Origin of the sequence: Bartonella phoceensis (genome assembly GCF_902825145.1) — a bacterium.
GTDB classification, from domain to species: domain Bacteria; phylum Pseudomonadota; class Alphaproteobacteria; order Rhizobiales; family Rhizobiaceae; genus Bartonella; species Bartonella phoceensis.
The window spans coordinates 17,792-37,330 of record NZ_CADEAD010000008.1; the positions used below are offsets into that span (position 1 = coordinate 17,792).

A 19,539-nucleotide genomic window follows, 5' to 3' on the forward strand; every position below is an offset into this window, starting at 1 on the left:
TAAAAGGGTACCCTCCTCTTTACTGTGGGCACGCTCTTTATTATAAATGATGTGTATCATTATAAACGACATGCGCTTAATACATCTGCTATAAACACGCGGTATCTGTTATAAATTCTTTAAAAGCATGTTCTTGCACCCAAAATCCTAATGCTCCACAAACTTCACCAAAAGATACAAGAAGAAATTTTGAGCGAGGATAATCCCCAATCCGATAAAGTTGCGACAAACAATATGGTTGCGAATACAATTTCAGGAAATCATCTAGAATAAAAAATCATGAGAATTTCTGCTATAAAAATTAAAGACGCCACAATCGGTTGAACGGTAGCTTCTTTATTTAGAACTTATATATTACATTCTACTGTTGAAATATGCGCTTATTAAAATTTTTCTCATGGTCGTGAATTAACAGGCTTTTGCGAAAAAAATATTTCGTTATCTGCTTGTAATAAATTTTGACAATTTTGAGATTATTTCCCACTAAACCCAAAAAAACATTTCTTCTCCCATTCTTCTCTCAACTTTGTATCTTTTTTAAATTCCTCTACGCTCTAATTTTTTTCACCCCCCCCCCACTACGAATAATAGAGTCATACATAATAAATAATTTTTTGCATTTTACCCCTCTTTACACTATCTTATCTGTTAAAATCATCCCTCAAAATGAGCTTTGAATTTTCATACTGTTGTGCAATCCAGCTTCATTATCCCTTGTTTTCTTTTACCGTGAACACTCCAAGTAAAATAATGCAAGAAAAGCTCACGACAGCCATCGTATGATTTGTCATAAAATACAATGAGAAGGAAAGAGCCAAAACCGTACACAAATGCATGGAATCAGAAGGCGCACGCATATTTTTGTCCAACGAACTGCAAAGAGCGATCCTGCGATAGGAATTGTTATGCGCCCTAGAAAATCTCTAAGCACATTATAACGCTTAGTACCACTATCAATGAACCACGAATCCGTAAAAAGAAAAGGACTCATCCCTTTTTGCTTCTTTGTATTTTGGTTATTGATTTCCCCCTTATGTTATAGCTATTTCATGCCCATTTTTTACGCTTAGTGATCTCAGAATATAAAGAATACAATCAACGATACAAATCATTTTGACGAAGAAATCTTCGTAAGAATCTATTTGAGATCCACCATTTGAAAGGCGGCATTGAGAAGCAAATAACTTTATATATGAAAGCTTCGGAGCACATGCGACAACCTGATGCGCTTTGAAGAAGGAAACAGCATTACCCCAATACTGATTATAAAATTCTGGTTAAAAAAATCTTTTGCTGTGAATTCTTTCAAACCACTGTAAAATGTTTTATCGGTTATATCAAACGTTACACTATTTTTGGGTTTATTCAATTTTTACTTTTATCAATTTCGCTCTATAATCCCGTGTCTTGAACGTTCTTATATTCTCACTTTCTCCTTCAAGCGCAAACGATAAAGAACCCTTTGCCACCCAAAGTGATATTCCTCAAATTTTTTTGGAAAGTACCCAAGGAAAGAAGCTATTTTAAGAGCGAATCTGTCTTGAAAACGGAGGTTTCACGCATTCACCTCTATGAAAAAAGACACAAATATTCTCAAGGTTTATGCCAATTTGCCCTATGGACTGATGCAATTTTATGGGTAAAGTTTTTTCTATAAAGGTTTAAGTAAATCTGTTCGTTGCAGTCAATCAAAAGCCTGCAAAGGGATTGTAAGATCCATTATCCCGCCGCCATTGTAAAGGTTCCGTGAACTGACTTGACCAAAGACCAACTTTATTATTGCGCGCAACTTCTTCCGCACGACGATATTGTGTTGGAATAGGCTGTTTACTCTCTTTTGAAAGTACCAACATACCCTCTGCAAGCCCTACTTCAGCGAGATCAACCCCATTAACAAAACATTGCGCATAAAAAATACCATTTTGTATAAGAGCATGCTTACAGGATAAATGCTGACCAAGTGTTTTTGTGACAAGCCAAGCCGTTGTAACCGCACCACAGGGCCATTCTTGACCATTTAATTTTGCTTTTTGACGCGGTGCACAAGTATCCACACCATAGAGATGAATATTGCGCGTACTATGTGTACGCCAAGATTGCGCAACAGGTGTAAACAATTTAAATGTAACACCACTTGTAACAGATGCTATACCACGAAAAACAGCCGCATTGTTCAATGAAACACTTCTCTGCAACTCAAGAGTTGGTTCATTTTTTTCTAACCGCTGTTTGACTTTGGGCCTTGTTTCCCCCCTCTCTTCGAAATGCGTACCAACAATATCTTGGACATCTCGCACCGTAAACAACCTGAAAGCGCTCAAGTCCATTGTACCTTTATATTGACTTATCCCCCACAGGGACATGCACATAATATAAACAATAACAATTAACTTAAATCGCACCCGTTTCATAAACTCTATCAAAAAATTCATTGTATTTCTGCCTTCTTACATTTTTATCAACAGCTTATCTAATATTGAAAGAAACCTTTCAGCAGGATTTTTTGAAAATTAACTTCATTTTGTAAATAAAAATATTATTCTTATAGTATTTTATATTGCCTTTTTGGAAGAAATATATAACTTAAAATTGCCATTTTCATATAACAGAATCTTACACTGGAAATCTTTTGTCCTTTGAGGAAGGAATTTTGAGAGTGCGTGAATGAGTAGCACTGTTGAAGTGTTATAGAAAACAAAAATGACTGAAGCGTGATTTAGATCGCAATGCATAATAAAAAAACAGGGTTCCTTAGCCATGAGAGACAAGAGGATGTTCCTGAGGTAATTCTTTTAAGAGAGGTAAAATGACGAACTGTAGATCCAAGAATATCGTGTTTATTACTATCATGTTGCTTTTAGGTGCCTTGTTTATCTTAGATCCTTCTTATGCTTCTACTGCTACAAGTGGGTTAGGGCGTCTTGATGGTGTGTTAGAGAGCATCGTCCAGATGATGACGGGAACAACAGCGAAGTTCATTGCAATTATATGTGTTGCTGCCGTAGGTATTGGCTGGATGTATGGCTTTATTGATTTACGCAAAGCAGCTTACTGTATTCTCGGTATTGGTATTGTCTTTGGAGCAAATGCTCTTGTCGCAAAATTAACAGGTATAAATTAACAGGTATAACATAAATGAATGAAGATACTCTTTTTCTTGCTTGTACAAGGCCAACTATGTTTGCAGGTGTTACGATGGAAGCAATGGCTCTTAATGTTATGGCAACGTCTATTCTCTTCATTGTGACAAGTGGTTTTGACATGATTGGTCTTGGTGTTGGAGTGCATTTTATTTTGCGTGAAGTCACAAAACATGATCACAATCAATTCCGCGTATTATTTGCTTGGCTCAATACTCGAGGAAAACAAAAGAACCTTAAAAGGTGGGGAGGGGGATCTACATCTCCCTTACTCCTTGTTCGTACCTATAAGGAACTGAGCAGATGAAACAGGCGTCAATTATGAAAAAGGAATCTTTGCCTGAAGAATATATTCCTTATGTACGCTACGTCAACAAACATGTTATTGCATTAAACTCACGCTGTTTAATGACTGTCATTGCTGTTGAGGGTGTAAATTTTGACACTGTAGATATCGATCAATTGAACTCCTTACACAATCAATTAAACACGCTCTTAAAAAACATCGCAGATGAACGTGTTGCTTTATATTCTCACATCATCCGGCGGCGCGAAATGCTTTATCCAGAGGGCCGTTTTCTTTCATCTTTTGCTACGACGTTAGATGAAAAATATAAAAAGAAAATGGTTTCACAAGAGCTCTACAGAAATGATCTATTTGTTTCGCTTCTCTGGAATCCAGCATCCGATAAAACAGAACAGCTTGCCGCATTCTTTCAGCGCTTAACAAAAGCGAAGAACACACAATCTGAACCAGATAGCGAAGCTGTTCGAAAAATCGAAGAGTTAAGCCAAGATTTTATACAAGGTTTGGAAGTCTATAACGCACGCCTTTTGTCAGTTTATGAACATGAAGGCATTTTATTTTCTGAACAAAGTGAATTTCTGCACCAGTTGGTAGGAGGAAGACGTGAGCGTATTCCTCTTACATTTGGCACGATTGCATCAACGATTTACTCAGATCGTGTTATTTTTGGTAAAGAAATTATCGAAATTCGCCATGAAAGTAATGAACGCTTTGTTGGCATGTTTGGGTGGAAAGAATATCCCTCAAGAACACGCCCTGGCATGACCGATGAATTGCTTACAGCACCGTTTGAATTCATTTTAACACAATCTTTTGTTTTTAAAAGTAAAGCAGCTGCCAGTGCTATTATGGGTCGTAAACAAAATCAAATGATTAATGCGGCAGATCGTGCTAGCTCACAAATTGATGCACTTGATGAAGCACTTGATGATTTAGAGTCAAATCGTTTTGTTTTAGGTGAGCATCATCTTTCTCTTGCGGTTTTTGCCGACCATCCTAAAATGTTGGCTGAAAATCTCTCGAAAGCGCGTTCGCTTTTGACCAACGGGGGAGCGGTTATCGCCAGAGAGGACTTAGGGTTAGAAGCCGCATGGTGGGCACAGTTGCCTGGAAACTTTAGCTATCGTGCGCGCTCTGGAGCCATTACCAGCAGAAATTTTGCAGCCTTATCGCCCTTCCATTCTTTCCCTGTTGGCAAATTGAAAGACAATGCTTGGGGGGCTGCTGTAGCGCTGCTAAAAACACAGGCTAGTTCACCTTATTATTTTAATTTTCATTATGGTGACCTTGGCAATACCTTTGTTTGTGGTCCATCGGGCTCTGGTAAGACGGTGATTGTTAATTTTCTTCTCGCACAATTACAAAAACACAATCCGACAATGGTCTTTTTTGACAAAGATCAGGGAGCAGAGATTTTTGTGCGTGCTGGAGGGGGAGAATATAAGCCTTTGAGAAATGGGGAACCCACAGGTGTTGCCCCCTTAAAAGGCATGGAATACACTGAAAGGAACAAAATCTTTCTTCGCAATTGGGTTTTGAAGCTTGTTACAGCTGAAGGTCAAACGGTGACAGAAGAAGAGCGGCAGGATATTGCTAAAGCTATTGATTCTTTGGAAAGTTTACCTCGTGCACAACGCTCTCTTAGTGCTCTTCAACTGTTTTTTGATAACACGTCAAAAGAAGGGATTGCTATAAGGTTACAACCCTGGATTAGAGGCAATGCTTTAGGTTGGGTTTTTGATAATGATGAAGATAATCTCAATTTAAACGCACAGTTCATTGGTTATGACATGACCGATTTCTTAGACAATGAAGAAATTCGGCGTCCTTTGATGATGTATCTATTTCATCGCATCCTCGATCTTATTGATGGACGACGCATTATCATTGTCGTTGATGAATTTTGGAAAGCGCTTGAAGATGATTCATTCAAGGCTTTTGCGCAAGATCGTCTCAAAACAATTCGTAAACAAAATGGTATGATGCTCTTTGCCACACAAAGCCCTAAAGATGCTTTAAACTCAACAATTGCGCACACGATTATTGAACAATGTCCTACCCAAATATTTTTTCCAAATCAAAAAGCAAATTACCAAGATTATGTTGAAGATTTTAAACTGACTGAACGTGAGTTTGAACTCATACAGTCAGAATTGAGCAGAGAATCTCGTCGTTTTCTCATTAAACAAGGACAAAATTCCGTTGTTGCAGAACTTAATTTGCGCGGAATGAACGATGAAATTGCCGTTCTAAGCGGTACAACAAAGAATATTGAACTCATGCATCAAGTTATTAATGAATATGGTACAGATCCTGATACGTGGCTGCCCATATTTCATCAAAGGAGAGAAAGTCAATGAAAAAATATGGTTTAGTTACGCTATTATCTTTAGCTTTTATTTCTCATGCAGTGTCACAAACTACCACCGATGTAGATGAATATTATAAAAATGCATTAGAAGGTACACCAGATTCGGGTATAACAAAATCAGAAACAGCTGAAAGCATTTATTCCTCTGCAGTTGAAACTGTAAAAAAAATTGCAGAGATACGTCAAAAACTCGAAGCTATAACATCAAAGGAGAAAGTGAAACCTGAAGAACTTCAGGCTCTTCAAACGCAATTGTCTATTCTTCAAACAAATCTTCAGGCGGATTCTGTAAAGCTTCAATCTTTAAATATAATTCAATCAAAAGACTCACCAACAAGGGATGAAGTTCGTGAGGCAGAAGTACAGAAAAGACACGAAGATCTTGCAGAAAAATTAAGAAAAGAACTTGAGAATTCTGATGTCAAACTTTAGTAGTGCCCCCTTTAAAAGCATTTCTGATTATATTTTAGCACCACTTGATAATGTGATGAATGCGGCTGTGAGTGGTTTGGCTTCTGCTATTTCAACACCACTCAATCTTGCTTCAATCATTTTTATCTTTTTATATGGCTATAATGTTATGACGGGTCGCACTGCTCTTTCCATGAATAGCCTTCTCAATAATGTGATTAAAATCGTTGTTGTGACGACAATGGCAACGAATGCGGATACTTTTAATATCTATGTCAAAGATGTTTTCTTTAATGATTTAGTAAACGCTATTGGAAATGCGCTCAATAATAATACTACGGGCTCTAATGTCTTTGATCATATTTTGTTAAAGTCAAGTACGCGTTATCAAGAAGTCTTAGCAAAAGCTTGGTTCCTTGAAAAAATTATGGTTGGTCTTCTTGGTTCTTTAATGATTTTAGCTGTTATTGTCTTTTGTATAGGGGGGTTTATTGTGCAAATGTTTACACAGGTTGCACTTGTAATGATTATAGGTCTTGGACCACTTTTTATTAGTTTATATTTATTCAATGCAACAAGGAAATTTACAGATGCATGGATTACAACACTAGCTAACTTTACTATTTTGCAGGTTTTAGTAATTATGCTTGGTACGATCATGTGTAAGATTATTCTGCACGTTCTCGATGGTACATATGAATCGATCTATCTTCTTTTCCCTCCTGTCGTTGTGATTTCGATAGTGGGAGCTATTCTCTTCCGCGCACTTCCTGGTATTGCTTCTGCCCTGGCCTCTGGTGGACCATACTTTAACACTGGTGTCGCTTCAGGAGGACAGGTTTTCCATATGCTTTCCAGTGGTGCTAGTGCTGGTGGTAATGCGGCCAAAAGTGCAATTTCAAAACTCTCTGGTGCTGCAGGCGGTGCAGCAGCCAAAGCTGCGGGCGGCGCAGCGGCCAAAGCTGCAGGTGGTGTTGCAAATACCGCAGCCAGAGCTGCAGGTGTAGGAGGTCGAGGACGTGGTCGATTTTAACACCAAATACATTTTAAAAAAAACAAGAAATCTTGTTTTTACATGGCGTGTGCTTTTTAGCACACGTTCCATGTGTTTACCGCGTAAAACACTTGGTGTTCTTAGCTTTTTTACAATAAGACAAACGAAACTCTTTCATCGCGTACTTTTGTGAGATTTTTTAGAGCAAAAGCTCCAGTACGTTGTATTCCAAAGTATTTGTGAGTTCAAAAAATGAAACGAAAAATAACTTTTTTTGTGATCTTAACAATCATTCTTAGCGGTTGTGCCTCTCTAAGTGGTCCTAAAAAAGCACCGCGATGTAATGGGAGACACACGCGTATTTTAAATAGAGATAAATGGGATTGGCAAAATAAAGGTATCGTCTTACGCGAAAAAATTGCAAAGCCTGTTACGGCGCCTATCATCCTCAACACGCTGGAAAATGAAAACGCAGCTTCATTGAAACCGGTAAACCAGGCAACATTCTCTGATAAAACTGTGGAGGCTGCACGTGAAAAGCAATGAATTTGATGAATACATAAAAGAAGCGCGCTCCTTCGATATTGATCGCATGCATGGCATGCGCGTGCGGATGAAAATCGCTGTAGCTTTGACGGTACTTTTTGGATTAATGACGATTGCCTTAGCTTTGGCCGTGGCAGCATTAACACCCCTAAAAACCGTAGAGCCCTTTGTTATCCGTGTTGATAATTCAACAGGTATTGTTGATACGATTAGCGCGTTAAAAGAATCCCCCAACAATTATGATGAAGCGATAACACGCTATTTTGCTAGCAAATATGTTCGTGCACGTGAGGGCTTTCAAGCACCAGAGGCACAAAATAATTTTCGCTTGATCTCTCTTTTATCCTCACCAGAAGAACAAAACCGTTTTGCCAAATGGTATGCTGGGAATAACCCAGAAAGCCCACAAAATATCTATCAGAACATGATTGTTACAGTCACAATCAAATCAATCTCTTTCTTAAGTAAAAACCTGATTCAAGTGCGTTACTATAAAACGGTTAGGGAACGAAATGGAAAAGAAACAATCTCCCATTGGGTTTCAATCCTAAATTTTTCTTACGTTAATGCACGCATTTCAACAGAGGACCGCTTAATTAACCCACTTGGTTTTCAGGTGTCGGAATATAGATCCGATCCAGAGGTGATAAAATGATTAGATTTGTACGAACAATCTCTTTAATTTTCGTTATCGCAATAAATTGTCATATAACCTCCTCATTTGCAGAAATAGCTCCTGTAAGTGCACGCAAAGACAATCGCATCAGATTTGTCAATTATGACCCCCACAATGTCACACAAATCGTTGGCTCTATTCGCTCTTCGGTGCAACTTGAGTTTGCCGATGATGAAGAAGTAATTTATGTGGGAATTGGCAATTCCGTTGCTTGGCAAGTTGCACCAGCTAGCCACTTTGTTTTTCTAAAACCACGTGAAGTTCAACCCGTCACCAATTTACAAATTGTAACAAATCGTCAAGATGGAACAAAACGGTCTTATCAGTTTGAACTCAGAGTGCGTGAAGGTGATGTTTCAGCAGGTAATGAGACATATTTCTTGGTAAAATTTCGTTATCCAGAAGATGAAGCCCTACGTAAGAAATTAGCTGAAGCAGAAAAAGCAGCACAGCGCGAAGCAGAGTTTGTTAATGATGTTTTAGATATCCATGAAAATTTTGGACCACGTAATTGGGCTTATGAAGCCCAAGGCTCGGTTCTAATTGAGCCTGCTGCAGTCTATGATAACGGAAAAACAACAACCTTTACATTTTTGGGCAATGTCGAGATTCCGGCCATTTATATTGTCTCATCTGATGGACAAGAATCCCTTGTTCCAAAATCGATTAAAGGCAACCAAGTCATTGTTCATGCCATAGCTGCACAGTTTACCTTGCGCCGTGGGAATGACGTACTGTGTATCTTCAATAGAAGATTCTTACCCGAAGGGATTAATCCTGAAACGGGTACAACATCACCATCTGTAAAACGTGAAGTGAACGTAGGAAACCGCCATGAATGATGAAATGGATGAAAAAAATATCAATGATCGTGATATGATAAAAGACTTTCACGGGAAAAAACAACACAGTAATGTAGGTAAAGCAGCCGCTCTTCTCATTCTTCTCGGTGTTTGTGCTTACTTAGCATATTCCACACTTGCTACAGAAAAAAAGCAACCCGCTGAACTTCCAAAAGAAGGAATTATTAAGCAAACAGAAATTTTTCGCCCTGCACAGCCCAAACCTATACCCCTTGAGACAACCGAACAAAACAACACTTTGTTGCCCAAGGTTGAGCTACCAACGCCTAAAATAGGCCAATCAAAACCTGATGACTCACTTATGGAAGCGGCACAACGTGCTCCTGTATTGGCCTATGCAATCACACAGCAAGAAAGAGCGAGTGCGGCTTCAGACAATAGTGTTTTGCTTAACAAAGCCGAAAACAAACCCGATGAAACAGCAAAACGTTTTAATAATCTTTTCAAGCCAACAGTTTTTGAAGGTGTTCGCGCTTCAACACTTGGTGATCGTAACTATATTATTGTGATGGGTACTTCCATTCCTTGTATCTTAGAAACAGCGGTCAACAGTGACCAACAAGGATTTACTAGTTGTATCGTCTCCAGAGACATCTTATCAGACAATGGACGCGTTATTCTTCTTGAGAAAGGCACACAAATTATTGGTGAATATCGTGGTGGATTGAAAAAAGGGCAAAATCGTCTCTTTGTGCTTTGGACGAGAGCAAAAACACCAACTGGTGTCATTATCACATTAGCTTCACCAGCTACAGATTCCTTAGGACGTGCTGGTATGGATGGAGATGTTGATAATCATTGGTTAGAGCGAATTGGAACTGCACTTCTTTTATCAATTATCAAAGATACAACAAACTATACGAAAGGGCGCTTATCAAAAGGAGAAAATAAGGAAAATACTGAAACAACCTCTTCTGGAGAAAATATTGCGAATATTCTCACAGAGAATTATGCCAATATTCCTCCGACACTAAGCAAAAACCAAGGCGAAATGGTAAATGTTTTTGTTGCCCGTGATTTAAATTTTTCCAATGTGTATAAATTGAAAATTATCGAAAACAAAAAACAAATTATGAATCGAGCCCTTTCAAGAAACTTTTATAAGAATCCTGCGATGACTTTGAAATGAACCAAAATTTGCAAAATTTGCACGACGAAACCGTTGCTGTTGTTTTAACAAAACTTGAACCCATCAGTGCCTATCTGAAAGATGATAGCCTTTTTGAAATTGTTATCAATCGTCCCTATCAAGTGATGATCGAAGGGATTGAAGGGTGGAAAACAATAGAAGTACCAGCCCTTTCGTTTAATGAACTTATGGGAATTGCCAAAGTTGTCGCTTCCTATTCTAAGCAAAGTATATCGGATAAAAATCCGATATTATCTGCTACCCTACCGGATAATGAGCGCATTCAGATTGTTATCCCTCCGGCAGTAGAAAAAGATACGATCAGTATGACAATTCGCAAACCATCCTCACAGAATTTTTCCCTTGAGGACCTTGCTAATAACAGTCTTTTTTCAATGTGTGAACAGGTATCATTTACGCCCTTAAATAATTATCAAGTGTGTTTAAGCGAACTGAAAAGTATAGAGCAGGACTTGGTAACCACCTATTGCAATAAGGATTTTGTCTCCTTTTTAAATAAAGCTGTAAAATATCAGAAAAATATTTTGATTTCTGGAAAAACTGGTTCGGGGAAGACAACATTGTCAAAGGCATTAATTGCTAAAATTCCTCGTGATGAACGTATTATAACCATTGAAGACACACAAGAACTTGTTGTATCGCAACCCAACCATGTTTCTATGATTTATTCAAAAGATGGGCAGGGTTTATCTGCTGTTGGGCCCAAAGAATTGCTTGAATCTGCTTTGCGCATGCGTCCTGACCGCATTCTTTTACAAGAGCTTCGCGATGGTACAGCCTTTTATTATATCCGCAATGTTAATTCGGGTCATCCAGGTTCGATTACCACGGTTCACGCCTCAACAGCACTTTCTGCCTTTGAACAAATGACCCTTTTGGTCAAAGAAAGTGAAGGTGGAGGTGATTTAGAGCGTGATGATATTCGATGTCTGTTGATTTCAATGATTGATGTTATCATTCAATGTAAACGGATTGAAGGAAAATTTAAGGTCACAGAAATCTATTATGACCCATTCAAACAACGAAACATCTTTGGAGGAAATTAAAAAGAACCGCGCCTACACAAAAAGACTTTTTAAAAGCAACTGTTGAAAAACTGTAAAGGAAAAATAAATGAAGAAAATACTGCAAAAGAATTGGTATAGCCTCCAGTTTATATGTCTGAAGAGATAACGTTTATTTTTAAAGTTTGACGAGCATACGTGAAGGGGAAAATTTTACGAGAAAAATTTAACATTCTTATAGGCAATGCTATACCACAAGATATGAAAAGGAGGTCATTATGCCAAAAGCAAAAGTGAAAACAAAAGGGACCCCTTCACCCTATAATTATCTTTATCCTGGCAGTAAGACGCTCAAAAATAAGTATGGAATAAAAAGCTTTGATATCTTACAGGGTAAGTATTTGCATGATACACAAGCCGCAATGGATCGTCTGCGTAAAGAGCAATTGCCAAGTTATTTTGATTCCTTCTATTTGTGCCATCTTCACAGAAAATTGTTTTCTCACATGTTTGAATGGGCTGGGCAGCTACGTAATGTCCCCTTCGTATTTGAAGATGGTAGCGCTGCCGCCATGCCAGAAATGATAAGTTCGGAGTGGGGTGATATTTTTGCAAACAGTGATGAAATCCAAGAAGGCTTACAAGAACTGGATCAAATGCTCTTCGAGAAGAATAATTTGCAAGATTTATCACGCGAAGAATTTGCCTATGAATCAGCAAAATTGTTTGCTTTTCTTCACCATATAGCTCCTTTCAGAGTAGGCAATGGATTTGCACGACAGTTATTTTTTGAAAATCTTGCCAAAAATGCAGGTCATACGCTTGATTTTTCGCTTGCAACAAAAGATTCTATAACACTTGCCAGTATTAAAGCATCAGAAGAGGGCGATATATCACCTTTGGTTATTTTGTTTGAGCAGATGTCAGATCCAGAAAAAGTGCGTGCTTTAGAGGAAGCTAGGAGCCATAGGAAAATAAAACAAAAAGAGCATACTGGCCCTGAAAGAAAGCAAAGTGGTGAAGAGGACATGGCCAAAGACTCTAAAAACGTTCTCATCCCAAGCAAGCGACTTCCTCCTTTAATGGAAAGTGAAATTTCTGCAATGGTAACAGAAGATGCCGGTGTACATACAAATCTAGAGCAGATTAGAATATTATCAAAATCTGTTTATGGAAGTTCAAAAACATTGAACTGCAAAATAGTGGAAATTATTCAAAACCCATTATATGGTCACCGACTTGCTAATCAGATTGAAATAGCACCTGAATCTGTCGCCAAACTCGCAGGTATCAACTTCTGTGGACTGAAAAATTCGACACGCAAAAATGCAGAAGATTATTGTGATCTTCTCGCTTACGCAGTTTCAAATTTTTCATTTGCTGTACAACGCGCTAGGAAGGAAATTGCTACAGATTATAAAAAGGAACAAAAGCGCTGCGCAAAAACAATTGCAATGCCAAGTGAAAATTTGCAAGATGCCCTTGTTTCATCGAGAGATTTACAGCAAAGAGTCTTAAAAAATTCCCCCACGCTGCAAAAAGAACTCAGTGATTTTTTAAAAAACGTCAGTACACGTCTTTCTTCACATGAACATAAAGCGATCAAAAATGGTGATTATAAAACAATCGCTAGCGCTATGAATACAACAGAAAACCAAGCAAAGAAAATTATAAATACCGTTCAAAAAGCCAAAGAAATGTACCATCATTCTCAAGCGTATACAATGAGTCGCTCGAACGTATTTGCCATAGCCAGCTAAAAAGTATGGGATCCTGTTCCCGCATTGAGACAGGTCGGAGCAGAAATTGTTTGAACACTCTCTCTGTGAAAAAAGGAGATATACTATAACATCAATGGAAAAGTATTTTACACTATGCCCCACTAAAAACCAAAAGTAAGACACAATGAAATAGGCAAAAACATCATAGAAAAGTTGGTGTGGCTGTTAATACCCATAGACTTGAAGGACACACGTTTTCTCTAGAACGCTTTATATTTTAGAGTAATACGTGAAACGAGTACTTCACGCAGAAAGTTTAATGCTCCTCCTATGGATCAAATTGTAAGGGAAGTAACTATGCCAAAGGTAAAATCTATAAAAACAAGTGTATCATCCGTATTAATTTCCTCCCATCATGATACCTATCCTCGTAGTTACACATATAAGGATGGTGTTACACTGAAAAATAAATATGGAATAAAAGATCCTAAAGCTCTTGCTGTAAAATGTTCACATGATGTAGAAAAAGCAATGAACAACCTGCGCAGTGAATCTCCACCAGTACAGCTTGATAGTTCCTATCTACGATATATTCATCTTTGTTTGTTTGAAAATGCATTTGAATGGGCTGGCTTGACCCGCAACGAGCATTTTCCATCTGCCAATGACACTTCTGCCACTATGCGCAAAACGAAAAAAACGGGATGGAAAGTTCCTTTTGAAACCGACAATGAAATTAAAAAAGGCTTACAAAAATTAGATCAAGCGCTTATCGAAAAAAACAATTTGAAATATTTAACACGCGAAAAATTTATCAATGAAGCCATGGAAATGTTTGTCTCTCTCGAACATATCCGCCCCTTTTTAAAAGGTAACAGGTGTGCACAAGGGGTTTTTTTTGAAAAACTTGGACAAATTGCAGGCCATCGCCTTGATTTTTCTCTTGTAACAAAAGAACGTATGAATCGTGCTAGGGTTGCGCTAAAGCAATACGACAATTCAGAGCCTATACGACATATATTGGAGGATAGCTCCAATCCAGAAACAATATGTATTTTAAAGGAATTTATGCACAATATGAAAGATATAGGATACGATATCAATAATTGTGTTGTTATGGCTGCAAAAGAAGGTGAAACCTACATGGGCACTTACAGAGAGGTTGGTTCTGAAAGCTTTGCTCTCAATATGGATGGTACTTACATTGTCGGCAAGAAAGATCATCTCACACCAGAACAAGTGAAAACATTAAAAACTGGTGATAAATTTACCTTTAAAATCCCTACAGACAAAAACTTTGAGAAAAATCTCATCCCAGGAGAAAAGTTAGCCCCTTTAACAAAACGCGAACTTTTTGAAATGATTTCAGAAAATGGCAGTATTCTTGTAGGTCAACGACAAATTCAACGTTTTGCAAAGCGCGTATATCGCAACCCTGAAAGACTGAATGAAAAAATACTACAGGTCATTAAAGATCCGGATTTGTGTGAATCCTTCGCTGATCAAATTGAACAAATTCCTCGCTCTGTTGCGCGTCTTGCGGGTATTAAAATATGTGGATTGCGAAGTCCAGCACGTAAAAAAGCTGAAGAGAATATTTCACTCCTTAGTTTTGCAATTAGAAACTATAAGGGTATTATTGAACAAGCTCAACAAGCTCCCCTCCAAGAGCATCAAGAAGAACAAAAACGTCGTGCATGCGCAATAGAGATGCCAAGTCAAGATTTACAAAATGTTCTTTCTTTCCCACAAGAAAAACAAAAAGAAATTTTAGCTAATTTTCCTGTACTGCAACAAGAACTCGGTAATCTTATGTGTAAACTAAATAATCGTCTCTCACCAGAAGAGCATCAAGCCGCCAAGAATCATGATTATGTGAAGCTTTCTAAAAGTATTGGCATATCAGAAAGTAAAGCAAAAGTAATCGCAGACATCGTTAGAAAAACCAAACAAGCGCTTCGACAACCCCCAATGATCAAAATGAACCGTATAAAATCGCTTATTATGGCGAGTTAATTTGTATCTTCACTTTGATGTTCATTAGGAAAGAACTGTTTTAATAATATCGCGTCTCATAAGAAGGTACCTTCTAGGGTATATTCATATAAGTTGAAAGTTAAAACAAAAATGAAATACACAAAAACGCAGCTAGCACTTATTTTAACACCAATTCCTTTAGGTGCCTTAACAATATTCCTTGTTCCTTATTTGTTATCGTTTATAATAAACGAGGTGGAGAGTAATCAAATTTATTGGTATCTTCGCGCAAAGCCTTTGTTGGTATTGGTGCTGGTTGCTGTTGTTTCATTATTTTATAGCCTCTCACAAAAGCTACACCTACGAAAAGCGATCACGTTTGTTTCGGCTTTCTTTTTTGTGATCACAGCTCTTTACCATGTTTTTGGTGAAATAAAACGTTTAAGCCCCTACATTGGTCAGCAAGGGATAACCTGGAGTTATGCTATACAGTTTATGGATTCTATGGTTGTCTTTGGTATTGTTATCGGTATGGCTCTTTTAATCATTCAATTCATCACAACTGCGCCGCGCACAAACAAAGTCAAAAGAGCCAAAAAAGGAATCTTCGGTGATGCCTCATGGATGAATTTAAGAGAGGCCGCAAAAATTTTTCCTGCAAATGGCCAAATTGTTGTTGGCGAGAGATACCGTGTTGATCAAGATAGTGTATGCAATATTCCCTTTGCACCTGGCAATAAAACCACATGGGGAAAAGGCGGAAAAGCACCTTTGCTCACCTTTAATCTGGATTTTGGTTCAACCCATATGATTTTTTTTGCTGGTTCTGGTGGATATAAAACAACGAGTACGGTGATTCCGACATGTTTACAATATCCAGGTTCTATTGTTTGTCTTGACCCTTCAACTGAAGTTGCACCAATGGTGAGATTTGCGCGAAAAAGGATGGGCAATAGAAATGTTATTGTTCTTGATCCAAATTCGATTTTAACAAAAAATTTTAATGTGCTCGATTGGCTTTTAGACGATAGTGTACCACGCACACAACGCGAGGCCAATATTGTTGGTTTTTCCAAATTGCTTCTCACGGATAAGAAATCAGAGAATTCTTCAGCAGAATATTTTTCAACACAAGCGCATAATCTTTTAACTGCTCTTCTTGCGCATGTGATATTTTCTGATGAATATGAAGATTATGAGCGCAATTTAAAAACACTGCGTGGGATTTTATCTCAATCAGAAACAGCTGTTGTCAATCAATTACGCATGATTCAAGAAACAACGCCTTCTCCTTTTATTCGTGAAATGGTCGGTATTTTCACAGAAATGGCAGAGCAAACTTTTTCAGGGGTTTACACAACCGCATCAAAAGACACCCAATGGCTTTCTTTGTCCAATTATGCTGATCTTGTCTGTGGAAGTGATTTTGCATCTTCAGATATTACAAATGGCAATACAGATGTATTTCTTAATCTCCCTGCAAACATTTTGAACAGCTATCCAGCAATTGGACGGGTCATTATTGGCGCCTTTCTCAATGCAATGGTTACAGCTGATGGAAATTATAAAAAGCGTGTTTTGTTCGTCTTGGATGAGGTAGATCTTCTTGGTTATATGAATATTTTAGAAGAAGCGCGCGATCGTGGTCGTAAATACGGCACATCCTTGATGCTTTTTTACCAATCCTCTGGTCAGTTGGTCAATCACTTTGGGGAATCGGGTGCGCGCTCATGGTTTGAAAGCTGCTCCTTTGTAAGTTATGCTGCCATTAAAGATCTCCAAACAGCTAAAGACATTTCAGAGCGTTGTGGTCAAATGACCGTTGAAGTAGCTGGTACAAACAAATCGAGAGGTTTATCTTTAGGAAAAAGCTCTTACAACATCAACTACCAACAAAGAGCATTGATTTTACCACACGAAATTATTCAAGAAATGCGTCAAGATGAACAAATTATTCTTATGCAAGGACAGCCTCCCTTACGATGTGGTAGAGCAATCTATTTTAGAAGAAAAGAAATGTTAGCGGCTGCTGAAAAGAACCGTTTTGCCCCACAAGCAAAGAAAAAATAAAAAAGGCCTTCTCATGTGTATGGACCATTAAAGCCACAAAAACAACCGCATAGAAGGTAAAAAGTGCACGTTCTCTCTCCTCACAACCCATTAAAAAGGAATTTCTAGACGATTTAACAAGAAAAATCCTTAATTTTTTGTTTTGATGCGTGTGGTTATCAGTGCCAATATTCTTTGAAAGGAGTCGCGCAATAATCCAGAAATTAATAGCAATCATATCTACATTTTAAACACCCCTCAAAGAGCTTTTGAACGCAGCTTTTTTGAAGAGAAAGAGTTGAAAGAGTCCTGTCTAATTAACAATAATAACTTAAGAATGAAAAACCCAGCGGAGAATATTTGTACAAGAAAATAAAAAAGTGAGACATGTATAAAGATGACCTCTGCACGGATCATTCTATATTCTTCCACGTAAAAAAGTTACAAAAGCGCCGTGAAACGGTTGATATAATCCAAAACCTACAGACTTGAGGTAATGACACTCTCCTAAAATGCTTGAAATCTCAAAAGAATACCTAAAGGGGAATATTCACTAGAGAAATTAAACATTCTTATAGACAACACTACGTTATAAGGAGATATACCAATGCCAAAAGCAAAATCAAAAACAAAAGGAATCCCCTCACCTCATAATTATATCTATCCTGGTACTGAAGTTCTCAGAAATAAATATGGAGAAAGAAATTTAGAGCGCTTTCAGGAAAAATGTTTGCGTGATGTAGAAAAGGCAAAAGAGGTTCTGCGTAAAGAACCGGTACCAGAAATTCTTGATTCCGCTTATCTGTGCCATATTCATCACCTGCTGTTTAAGGAAACATTTGAATGGGCTGGACAGATGCGTTCCGCTCCTTTTACATTTGCAGATGGTAGCATTGCCGCTATGCCAGAAATGAAAAGTACGGAAGGAAATAAGGCTTTTGTAACCGATAAGGAAATCCCTGAACACCTACAAAGATTAGAGAAAAAGCTTGCCGAAAAAAACAATTTGCAAGACTTAACGCGCAAAGAATTCGTTGCTAAAGCGTCAGAAATGTTTATCTCGCTCAAAAAAATACATCCATTCATAGATGGCAATGAACAAACCGAAGAAATTTTCTTTGAAAACCTCGCTAAAGCAGCAGGCCATCGCCTTGATTTTTCTCTTGTAACAAAAGAACGCATGAAGCATGCCTGTACCGAAGCAATACAACATGGCAATCCAGAGCCTATGCAACATATATTTGAGGATATCTCCAATATAGACAAAATATGTATGCTAGAAGAATTCATAAATAACATGAAAGATCTTGGACGCGATGTTGATAATCGTTCTGTTATGGTTGCAAAAGAAAATATAACTTACATGGGTACCTATAGAGGTACTAATTTTAATAGCGTAATGATCGACGCATACGGCACTTATATCATCAGCGATAAAGCGCATTTCACGCAAGAACAAATGGAAACATTAAAACCCGGTGATCAAATTACCTTTACAGCACCAAAAGACGACACGCTTGAAAATACACTCATCCCCGAACAAATAATAGAGCCTCTCACAACAAGTGAACTTCACAAAAGGATTTTGGCAAATAGCCACGTCAGCACAGCTCAAGAGCAAGTCCAAAATTTATCAAAAATTATTTATGGCAACTCAAAAGCATTAAATAAACATATGGAAGAAATGCTCGAAAATCCAGACTTAAGCAAACATGTTGCTTATCAGATTGAACACTCTCCAGGCTCTATTGCTCCCCTTGCAGGTGTTGATTTTCTTTGCATAAAAAGCCAAAGGCGTGCAAATGCTGAAGATCGTCTTAATTTGCTCTGTACTGCAGTTATGGATTATGGACAAACTGTCAAACAGGCGAAGCATTTAGTCACTCAACAACATAAAAATGAACAAGAACGCTGCGCAATCAAGATAGAGAAGCCGAGTAGAAGTTTAAACAAACTCCTTCGCTTATCACCAGAAACACAAAAAGAAGTCTTATCTCAAGATTTTGCATTGTACAGCGAACTTCGTAATTTTGTACACAGTTTAGAATTGCGTCTCTCAGGAGATGATTTGAGAGCGATCAGACAGAATGCTCATGCAACATTTGCTAAAAATATTGGAGTATCAGAACGAAAAGCACAAGAAGTTGCCAGCATTGTTCAAAAAGCCAAAACAGCACATCAGCAAGCCTATGAATACAAAATACAGCGCAAAAATGCACTCGCTATAGCCAGCTAAAAGCATGAGGTATTCTATCCTCATTTAAGCATTCATGAGCGGAGATATTTTGATATTCTGCCGCTCATGGAGAAGGGGTGCTTAACATCATTTT

General features: G+C 38.0%; 16 protein-coding genes. 14 read left to right on the plus strand and 2 right to left on the minus strand.

The annotated features are described in order from the left end of the window. Positions 1-88: 88 nt before the first annotated feature. Positions 89-229 (minus strand): hypothetical protein, encoded by a 141-nt coding sequence (locus tag J7R07_RS07020; RefSeq protein WP_208436160.1) that lies wholly within the window; start codon positions 227-229, stop codon positions 89-91. A 1,459-nt stretch (positions 230-1,688) separates the two neighbouring features. Beyond that, positions 1,689-2,432: a thermonuclease family protein gene (locus tag J7R07_RS07025; RefSeq protein WP_208436161.1), complete on the minus strand. Its 744-nt coding sequence runs from the start codon at positions 2,430-2,432 to the stop codon at positions 1,689-1,691. 374 nt (positions 2,433-2,806) lie between these two features. Here J7R07_RS07025 and J7R07_RS07030 point away from each other — a divergent pair, with 374 nt between their 5' ends. From J7R07_RS07030 to J7R07_RS07095, 14 genes are all read left to right on the plus strand, one after another. Continuing rightward, entirely contained in the window at positions 2,807-3,121 is a 315-nt protein-coding gene (locus J7R07_RS07030; protein WP_208436162.1) for a TrbC/VirB2 family protein, read from the plus strand. A gap of 14 nt (positions 3,122-3,135) precedes the next feature. Further along, on the plus strand, positions 3,136-3,447 hold the full coding sequence (locus J7R07_RS07035) for a VirB3 family type IV secretion system protein (protein ID WP_208436163.1): 312 nt from the start codon (positions 3,136-3,138) through the stop codon (positions 3,445-3,447). After that, entirely contained in the window at positions 3,444-5,807 is a 2,364-nt protein-coding gene (locus tag J7R07_RS07040) for a VirB4 family type IV secretion/conjugal transfer ATPase (protein WP_208436164.1), read from the plus strand. Before J7R07_RS07035 ends, J7R07_RS07040 begins: the two co-directional genes overlap by 4 nt. Continuing rightward, entirely contained in the window at positions 5,804-6,250 is a 447-nt protein-coding gene (locus tag J7R07_RS07045) for a type IV secretion system protein VirB5 (RefSeq protein WP_208436165.1), read from the plus strand. Before J7R07_RS07040 ends, J7R07_RS07045 begins: the two co-directional genes overlap by 4 nt. Continuing rightward, the gene (locus tag J7R07_RS07050; RefSeq protein WP_208436166.1) at positions 6,237-7,262 is read left to right on the plus strand and encodes a TrbL/VirB6 family protein; all 1,026 of its coding nucleotides are present in this window, start codon (positions 6,237-6,239) and stop codon (positions 7,260-7,262) included. The genes J7R07_RS07045 and J7R07_RS07050 overlap by 14 nt, the downstream gene beginning before the upstream one ends. A gap of 213 nt (positions 7,263-7,475) precedes the next feature. After that, complete coding sequence (locus tag J7R07_RS07055) at positions 7,476-7,769, plus strand: type IV secretion system protein VirB7 (RefSeq protein ID WP_208436167.1); 294 nt, start codon at positions 7,476-7,478, stop codon at positions 7,767-7,769. Further along, entirely contained in the window at positions 7,756-8,424 is a 669-nt protein-coding gene (locus J7R07_RS07060; RefSeq protein ID WP_208436168.1) for a VirB8 family type IV secretion system protein, read from the plus strand. The genes J7R07_RS07055 and J7R07_RS07060 overlap by 14 nt, the downstream gene beginning before the upstream one ends. Further along, on the plus strand, positions 8,421-9,287 hold the full coding sequence (gene virB9 / locus J7R07_RS07065) for a P-type conjugative transfer protein VirB9 (RefSeq protein WP_208436169.1): 867 nt from the start codon (positions 8,421-8,423) through the stop codon (positions 9,285-9,287). The genes J7R07_RS07060 and virB9 overlap by 4 nt, the downstream gene beginning before the upstream one ends. Continuing rightward, entirely contained in the window at positions 9,280-10,437 is a 1,158-nt protein-coding gene (virB10, locus tag J7R07_RS07070) for a type IV secretion system protein VirB10 (protein WP_208436170.1), read from the plus strand. The genes virB9 and virB10 overlap by 8 nt, the downstream gene beginning before the upstream one ends. Further along, positions 10,434-11,504 (plus strand): P-type DNA transfer ATPase VirB11, encoded by a 1,071-nt coding sequence (gene virB11 / locus J7R07_RS07075; protein ID WP_208436171.1) that lies wholly within the window; start codon positions 10,434-10,436, stop codon positions 11,502-11,504. Before virB10 ends, virB11 begins: the two co-directional genes overlap by 4 nt. A 236-nt stretch (positions 11,505-11,740) precedes the next feature. Then, positions 11,741-13,222: a BID domain-containing T4SS effector gene (locus J7R07_RS07080; protein ID WP_208436172.1), complete on the plus strand. Its 1,482-nt coding sequence runs from the start codon at positions 11,741-11,743 to the stop codon at positions 13,220-13,222. 318 nt (positions 13,223-13,540) lie between these two features. Further along, positions 13,541-15,199, plus strand: a complete 1,659-nt coding sequence (locus tag J7R07_RS07085) for a BID domain-containing T4SS effector (protein ID WP_208436173.1) — start codon at positions 13,541-13,543, stop codon at positions 15,197-15,199. Positions 15,200-15,310: 111 nt separating this feature from the next. Beyond that, positions 15,311-17,230, plus strand: coding sequence for a Ti-type conjugative transfer system protein TraG (traG, locus tag J7R07_RS07090; RefSeq protein WP_208436174.1), 1,920 nt, complete (start codon positions 15,311-15,313; stop codon positions 17,228-17,230). A 586-nt stretch (positions 17,231-17,816) separates the two neighbouring features. Beyond that, entirely contained in the window at positions 17,817-19,445 is a 1,629-nt protein-coding gene (locus J7R07_RS07095) for a BID domain-containing T4SS effector (RefSeq protein ID WP_208436175.1), read from the plus strand. Positions 19,446-19,539: the final 94 nt, after the last annotated feature.